This window comes from Halorhodospira abdelmalekii (assembly GCF_016583625.1).
Classification (GTDB): Bacteria; Pseudomonadota; Gammaproteobacteria; order Nitrococcales; family Halorhodospiraceae; genus Halorhodospira; species Halorhodospira abdelmalekii.
This window is the reverse complement of sequence record NZ_NRRN01000080.1, coordinates 1-7,297: the sequence shown is the minus strand read 5'-3', so window position 1 is coordinate 7,297 and position 7,297 is coordinate 1. Positions and strand designations below refer to the sequence as shown.

Below are 7,297 nucleotides of genomic sequence, written 5' to 3'. Positions count from 1 at the left end.
TGCCTGCAGAGGCACCCCAGCTTAGTGGAATGGCCCCACCACTTCCCGTGGAACGGGCCCACCACATCCGGTGGAATGGCCACCCCTCATCACGTGGAACAGGCCACCCACTTGACTGGAATCCCCAATCGCGGAAAAGCGCGACCAGATCCAACCATTTGAAGGCGGTTTTTCTTAGGAGTCCGTAGTACAGGTTGTAACCATCGACGTATACAACGGTAGCAACATAAATCTCCAGAAATGACAAAGCCGCCCGAAGGCGGCCTGTCGCCCCGAGAGCACTTGGATCAAGCCAAGCGGTCACGAGGTGAGTCGTGACCCGATACTATCCCGGTTGGTTGGCCGTAGTCAATACTTAGAGTGAAGAGCAGGTGCCTGGCGTGGAATTGAACGCCCCAGGCCTTTCAAGGTGAGTCCCCGCTGCTCATCCGCAACCGCCTGATAGTAAGTACAACTGCTGTAGCAACCAGAACCCCCGATGAACGCTTCAGACAGCCCTCATGGTCAGCCGGTCGTTCTCAGATACTGGTAGACGGTTTCGCGGCTGATGCCGAACTCGCGGGCAAGGTGGGCTTTCTTTTCGCCGGCGGCGGCTCGTTGGTGCAGTTCGACGATCCGCTCTGGCGGCAACACCTTCTTCCTACCTCGGTAGGCCCCACGCTGCTTGGCAAGCGTGATGCCCTCGCGTTGCCGTTCACGGATCAAGGCGCGCTCGAACTCGGCGAATGCACCCATCACCGACAGCAACAGGTTCGCCATCGGCGAATCATCGCCGGTGAAGGTGAGGTGGACCCTATTGTCAAGACAAAAAGTGGCCGAGTTTAAGCTATCGCCTGCTCCTCACTCGCAGCTGCACAGCGCTGCCCTGCTGCCGCAGATTCACCGTCGGTAGGCGTCGCCGCCGCAACGCACAGAGACCCCCGCGCAGCACATGGGCTGGCGCGGAGGGGCTGCAGTGAAGAGAGTGGGACTATATAAATCAGCGGTTTACGGCACAGTGCTGGGTACGGCCGCCACGCAACGCGCGTATATAGCGCGATTACCTACACCGACGGCGTCGGCCCGGGCGCCTACTTAACGGCCACGGGATGGCCGTCGAGCGTCGCTCGGCAATGAGTACGCGAGGGATACGTTGAGATACCGGTTAGGCACTGGTATTAGCCCTCCCTCACGACCCCGCCTTCAACCCGCCAACACCACCCACACACCGCGCCTGCCGCCGGTATGGGTCGGCTCGGTGGCTGCCAACTTGCGTCCCTCGACGCCCTAGCCCCTCGCATACAAGTCTTAAACGGCCAAACCGAAAGCACCGGAATAACCGACCCTGAAGAACAAAAAACAAAATCACTGTCCGCCGCGCACCAACCGGACCCTGAGGCTGCTGCTCTTGAGTTCCCAGCCGTCGAGGCCATTGTTGAAGTCGACAGCCCGCGCGAGGCCCGAATGCCTGGCAGAGGGCGAGGCCGACCAGAAAGTGGACGAAGGCGTACCTGGGAACACTTGCTGATTGATGGTCGGAGAGTGCCGGCAACGCTCCACAATGCTGCGCAGTTCGTTGATATCGGGCAACCGCCAGCCATCCTCCTCATTGGCGTACTCCAGAGCGCCATGCCAAGTTCGAGTCAAGGCCCAGCGACTGCACTCGCCGCCTGACCACTCCATCCCCTCGGGGCAGCGGCGCCATTCCAAACCCGTGCGCTCGTGGCGCACAACCGCCCCGCCTTCCAGTGGGGTGAACTCACTGGAAGGCGTACTTTCCACCAGGTCCGCCTCACAGTCGTCACTGGCAGACGGGATATCCGCAACGGCAACCGGGACCATGAAGGGCACACCGGCGAGCAACACCAGGGCACAGAGATAGGTGGGCAGAATGCGCATGGCTTCAGACTCCTTGAATGTCGCCCCACAGGGGCAATGGGGTTTGATGGGGCCACCAGGCCAGTCGCAATACCCGGCGTTTCAGCCCACCGGGCAGGTAGCCCTCTTCGGCCACAAACAGATGGGGCACACCCTGCCGTCGCAGGTGGCGACGGAGCCCGCGCAGGTGTTTCAGGGGCCATGAAAGCGTGGCGGCAAAGGGGCGTCGGGGTGCGCTGTCTAGCGGTGTACCGAGCCACTGAGCCACCGTGCGGGCCTGGTGGTCGTAAAGCTCGAAACGGTGACCAGTCTGCACCAGCACCAGGGCCTGTGGCCACTGCCGCATAAACCAACGCCACTGCCCGCGCAAACCCGAGACCGCAGGCGGCTGCCAAAGGGGCTGAAGACGCAGACCATCGTGCAGGGTGAACAACTGGTCAAGCCAGGGGTGGCGCCGGAACACACGCTGGAACAGCCGCCAGGCCGCCCCATGGCGAGCGTGCCCCAGGTAGCTGGCCAGCGTGGCGCGCAAGGCCTCCCGGAGCGGCTTACGCAAGTCCAAGGTGACACCGCGAGCGCTTGACCGAAGCAGTTGCCGCCGGGCCGGATGCAGACGCTCATCTAAGTGCTGGATAACACGGTTTCGCACCAGCCGATAGCGCGGGCGCACCATATACCCCAGAAAATCCACCCCTTGGTACACCGAATCGAGCCGCCCGGCGTCACGCAGACTCAGACCCAGCGACTCGCCGAGAAAGGCGCTGATATCACCGCGCCATTGTGCCAATTGACCAGCATCGCGGTGGACCAACACAAGGTCGTCCACATAGCGCACATAGCCCTGGCACCGCAGACGGTGCTTGACGAACTGATCCAGCTCATTGAGATAGATATTGGCAAAGAGCTGACTGGGCAGGTTACCGATGGCCAGCCCGAAACCCTCGGGGGTGAGGGACAACCGCTTGTGCTGGGGCACTTGATGCTGGCGCTCTGGCACCCCCTGATAGATGGCCGCCTCGGCCGGCTCCTGGGCTAGGATACAACCGGTTAGCCAGAGCAGAGTCTCAGCCTCTGCCCTCGCCAGACGGTTCTTCTCTGCCTGGCGCCGCAAGCGGTGGCGGATAAGTCGATAGAGGTGTCGCCGATTCACGCTGTTAAAGAAGTTGGCGATATCCAGTTGCAGGTAGTGGGCCGGGCGTTTGCCGTTGGCACTGGCCCGGCGCAGGTGGCCCTGCAAACGCTCCACGGCGTGCAACACCCCATGGCCCACGCGGTTTGAATGGCTGTCGTGGATGAACACCGGCTCGAAGACCGCCTCCAGCCGGGGCACGAGCCAGTGATGCACCACCCGGTCGGCAAAGGGGGCGCAATGCACCTCCCGCGCCTTGGGGCGCAGGGTCACAAACCAGGTAGAGGGGTGGGGGCGCCATTGCCTAGCAGCCAATGCCTGCCGGGTATCGACCAGTTGATCCAGCAACTGCTGGTCGTACCGCTGGGCATCGCGGGTGCCACGCTTGCGTCGACGGCAGGCCTCATAGGCCTGCCACAGCTCGCGCAGGCTGAAGGCGCCCGCTGTTTCACTCTCCGCCGCGCACCAACCGGACCCTGTTGTTGTTGCTCTTGTTGTTCCAGTTGTCGTTGCCATTGTTGAAGTTGACATTCCACGCGTTGTCCGAATTTCCGGCATAGGGCGAGGCCGACCAGAAACGGGACGAAGACGTATTCGGGAAGAAGTCCTCGTCGATGGATGGATCGGTTCGGCCCAGATGGGTGACGGAGTGCAACTCATCCACTGTGGGCAGGCGCCAGTCATTGGCACCGCACAGGCCCTCGGCATTGACCGCCTCCGCGAAGCTGTGGGTGTCGCAGTCGCTGTCTACGCAGTTGCCGCCGTCCTGCGTTCCGGGATTACCCATGTTAGGGCCGTCCGGCTGGAACCAACAACCACTGAAACATTGAGGCAACCAGCCGCTCCGTTGATGCGCCTGAGACCATTCCTCTTCGATCGGTACCGAGGATGCTTGTGTTTATAGCCCCTAGCTGCGCCACTTCCCTCGCCTTGCAAGTCATCGCGACTCCCCCCTTTCAGCCTTCATCATCCTCTGGTTCACTTGCTCCTTTGGAGACAGGGTGGTCGTTGGTTCGTAGACGTACTCATGGCCAACCCCCCTTCCATCGCCTAGTCAATCAGCCGTAGTTTCACGGGATGACTCTTGGTGCAACAGCCTTCTAACCGGTTTCGGAGCAAGAATCATACGACCTTGATCGTAGCGCAATATAGCGAAAGGATCTTGGGCATATTGCCGCGCATGTTGCAGGGGAAAGTTTTTTTGCGCAGACCTCGACGCCTTCACCCTAGAATCAGCAGACGCGATTCGTTTCATTCCGCCGACGCTGAGGAGCGTGCGCCACCAGATCTGCCTTGACTAAGCGGCCTTGATCATCGATTGGTCCACCACATGCGGAGATCAACCACTTAGGAGAGCGACCCGATCACCACAGGGGCATGGCAGGAGCGTCGGAATAGCGTACCCTTGGAAGAGACGAACCAACCGAGGGAAGCAGCCATGTCCGACACTCCCACCACCAGCGACTCTACTCCAGATCGTACCCCAACGCCAATCCATGACCGCCGTATTCGCGCTGAACTGCTCAGTAAGGTCGCTCGAGCGCAGGAAGATGGTCAGAGCCAGCGCTCAGCGGCAGAGAGCGTAGGTGTAGCACGCGGTACACTACGCCACTGGGTGGCCTCCGATGGAAGGGTGAAGGCCCCTGCTGGGCTGGCTGCGTTCTGCGCGACTCCCGAGGGCATCGTTTGGCTGCAGCGGGTCTTAATGGCTGCCCACTGGTCCATCAGCGTAAGTGGCGGCGCCGGCATCCGCGTAGTGATGGAGTTCTTGGAAAACAGTGGACTGGCGGCTTTCATCGGTACTTCCTACGGTACGCAGCAAGCCTTTCAGGCGGAACTGGAGAACCACATTCTGGCTTGCGCCGACGAACAGCGAGAGGCACTGGCACAGAAGATGCCCCACCGCACGCTGAGCATCGCCGAGGACGAGACGTGGAAAGATGGTATGCGCCTAGTGGCGATCGACCCGGTGTCGGGTTTCATCGTGGTCGAACAAGTCAGCGAGGACCGTTCAGCGGCGGCGTGGACAAAGGCTCTGGAGAGTGGCTTGGAAGGTCTAAATGTTACCATTATACAGGGCACTAGCGACGAGGCCAAGGGGCTGTTGGCCCATGTGCAGCGCGATCTAGGGGCGCATCACTCGACCGACTTATTCCACATGCAGCATGAAGTGAACCGGGCTACGAGCCTGCCTCTCGCCCGCGCTGAGCAGCAAGCCGAAAAGGGAGAGAGGATGGCCAAGGCACGCTTGGAGATCGAGCACATTGAAGAGCGATCCTACCGTGAGCAGTCTCACGGTCCGGGTCGTCCTCCGGCGTTCGCCGCACGCATTGAGCGCGCCGAGGATGCCAAGGCTCAAGCCATCTTGGCTCACGAGCGGGCTCAGGCTCTTCGGGAGGAGGCTAGAGAGCTGAACCGTACCCTGAGCGAAGTCGACCATCCGTACGATCTAGAGAATGGGCAGGCACGAAGTCCGGAACGGCTCGCAGAGCAGCTCAAGACGATCTTCTCGCGACTGGCAGAGATCAGTGAAGAAGTCAATCTTTCCAGTAAGTTGTGCGCGCACTTGGCCAAGGCTAAGCGCTTAACCCGTCACCTTGTCAATACGCTCGCCTTCTTCTTCATGACCGTGCAAGCCCGTGTAGACTCATTGTGCTTAGCGCCCGCCATTGAGCAGGCGCTGCTCGATCATCTGATTCCGGGGGTCTACCTATCGCGCGTCGCGGACCGCAGTGACCGGGCTGAGGAGCGCCACCGACTTCACGCCATGAGCGCTAAGCTGCTGGAACCATTGCAGCAAGCATCGCATCCGATCCAGTCCCTTGACCTTGAAACTCGTCAATACCTAGAGCAGTTCGCCGAAGAGTGTGCCGACCTCTTCCAGCGCAGCAGCTCATGCGTCGAGGGGCGCAACGGTTACCTCGCGCTCCATCAACACGGTCACCACCGCCTCAGCCACCGCAAGCAACGGGTGCTCACGGCACTACACAACTTCGCCACCAAGCGTGCCGACGGCACCACGCCAGCTGAGCGGCTTGTCAATGGCCATTTGAACTGAACCACCAGTGGTCAATAAAATTGACCCACCCGTTGACGTCAGTTGAGCGTCTTCTGCTTCAGCCGGTAGCTCTCTCCTCCCAGTAGGTAGAGGTGTGAGTGGTGGATGATGCGGTCGACGATCGGCACCGCCACGTTGTCGTCGTGGAAGAACTCTCCCCAGCTGGTGAAGTCCTTGTTGGTGGTGATGATCAGCGACCGATGCTCGTAGAAGCGATTGATCAGCTGGAACAGGGCGTGGCGCGCCTGCCGACTCATCGGTAGGTAGCCCAGTTCGTCGATCACCAAGGCGTCGACCTTAGCCAGCCTCTGGAGTGTCTTCTTGAGTTCCCCCTTCATCTCGGCCAGCTCCAGCTCCTCGACTAAGTCCAGAGCGTTGCGGAACAGCACGCGGTAGCCAGCGGCAATGGCCTTCTGGCCGATGCCGATGGCTAGATGGGTCTTGCCGACCCCCGGTGGGCCGATGAACACCAGGTTCTCGCGGTTGTCGATGAAGGCGAAGTCGAGCAAGGCGTTCACCTGCCGCTTGGTGATGGTGGTCTGATGCCGGTAGTCGAACCCCTCCAGCCGTTTGTCGCTGGGGAATCCGGCCTGCCGCCGGTAGAGGTCGACTCGCTTCGCCTCGCGCGTCTGGCGCTCGTGCTCGACGAGCATGTCGGCAAAGGCTAGGTAGGAGACCTCATTGGGGTCGTCTCAGAAAACGGAAAAAATCGTACGCTAAGGCAGTTGCAACGCCCGTAGCGGCCTGAATTTGCCCGCGCCGATCTTGGCGCTGCTGCGCCAGAGGTAATCGCCGGTCAGGTTGATGTGCTCCCAGCCCAGTGGCGACAGGTACTGCAATAAGGCGTCATCGACGGTCTGGCCGTGACCACGCAAAGCGTTCGCGGCCCGCTCCAAATAGACTGTGTTCCACAGCACGATGGCCGCCGTTACTAGGTTGAGGCCGCTGGCTCGGTAGCGCTGCTGCTCGAAACTGCGGTCGCGGATTTCGCCTAGGCGGTTAAAGAACACCGCGCGGGCTAGCGCGTTGCGCGCCTCCCCTTTGTTCAGTCCGGTATGCACGCGGCGGCGCAGTTCGACGCTTTGCAGCCAATCGAGGATGAACAGCGTACGCTCGATGCGTCCCAACTCGCGCAGCGCCAAAGCCAGACCGTTCTGGCGTGGGTAGCTGCCGAGTTTCCTGAGCATCAGCGAAGCCGTCACCGTACCCTGCTTGATTGAAGTGGCCAGCCGCAAGATTTCGTCCCAATGGGC

General features: G+C 61.0%; 6 protein-coding genes and 2 pseudogenes. 1 reads left to right on the top strand and 7 read right to left on the bottom strand.

The genetic code is table 11. The annotated features are described in order from the left end of the window. Positions 1-504: 504 nt before the first annotated feature. From CKO15_RS14785 to CKO15_RS12955, 5 genes and pseudogenes are all read right to left on the bottom strand, one after another. On the bottom strand, positions 505-633 hold the full coding sequence (locus tag CKO15_RS14785) for a helix-turn-helix domain-containing protein (protein ID WP_476729770.1): 129 nt from the start codon (positions 631-633) through the stop codon (positions 505-507). A gap of 30 nt (positions 634-663) precedes the next feature. Continuing rightward, a pseudogene (locus tag CKO15_RS14780) lies at positions 664-786 on the bottom strand (recombinase family protein); the annotation flags it as partial. Between the two features lie 558 nt (positions 787-1,344). After that, entirely contained in the window at positions 1,345-1,878 is a 534-nt protein-coding gene (locus tag CKO15_RS12965; protein WP_200197056.1) for an Lcl C-terminal domain-containing protein, read from the bottom strand. Positions 1,879-1,882: 4 nt separating this feature from the next. Then, complete coding sequence (locus CKO15_RS12960) at positions 1,883-3,502, bottom strand: RNA-directed DNA polymerase (protein ID WP_200197053.1); 1,620 nt, start codon at positions 3,500-3,502, stop codon at positions 1,883-1,885. Then, positions 3,435-3,773, bottom strand: coding sequence for an Lcl C-terminal domain-containing protein (locus CKO15_RS12955; RefSeq protein WP_200197050.1), 339 nt, complete (start codon positions 3,771-3,773; stop codon positions 3,435-3,437). Before CKO15_RS12955 ends, CKO15_RS12960 begins: the two co-directional genes overlap by 68 nt. 651 nt (positions 3,774-4,424) lie before the next feature. Here CKO15_RS12955 and CKO15_RS12950 point away from each other — a divergent pair. Beyond that, positions 4,425-6,044, top strand: a complete 1,620-nt coding sequence (locus CKO15_RS12950) for a DUF6399 domain-containing protein (protein WP_200197048.1) — start codon at positions 4,425-4,427, stop codon at positions 6,042-6,044. A gap of 38 nt (positions 6,045-6,082) precedes the next feature. On the opposite strand, the pseudogene istB reads toward CKO15_RS12950, so the two are convergent. Then, positions 6,083-6,715: pseudogene (gene istB, locus CKO15_RS12945) on the bottom strand (IS21-like element helper ATPase IstB); the annotation flags it as partial. Positions 6,716-6,760: 45 nt separating this feature from the next. Continuing rightward, positions 6,761-7,297 (bottom strand): Tn3 family transposase (locus CKO15_RS12940; protein ID WP_200197036.1); only part of this gene is annotated, 537 nt, incomplete at its 5' end.

Excerpts from the sequence above, each read along its gene's own strand:
- CKO15_RS12965 (WP_200197056.1), bottom strand. The coding sequence starts at position 1,878 with ATGCGCATTCTGCCCACCTATCTCTGTGCCCTGGTGTTGCTCGCCGGT.
- CKO15_RS12950 (WP_200197048.1), top strand. The coding sequence starts at position 4,425 with ATGTCCGACACTCCCACCACCAGCGACTCTACTCCAGATCGTACCCCA.
- CKO15_RS12955 (WP_200197050.1), bottom strand. The coding sequence starts at position 3,773 with ATGGGTAATCCCGGAACGCAGGACGGCGGCAACTGCGTAGACAGCGAC.
- CKO15_RS12960 (WP_200197053.1), bottom strand. The coding sequence starts at position 3,502 with ATGGCAACGACAACTGGAACAACAAGAGCAACAACAACAGGGTCCGGT.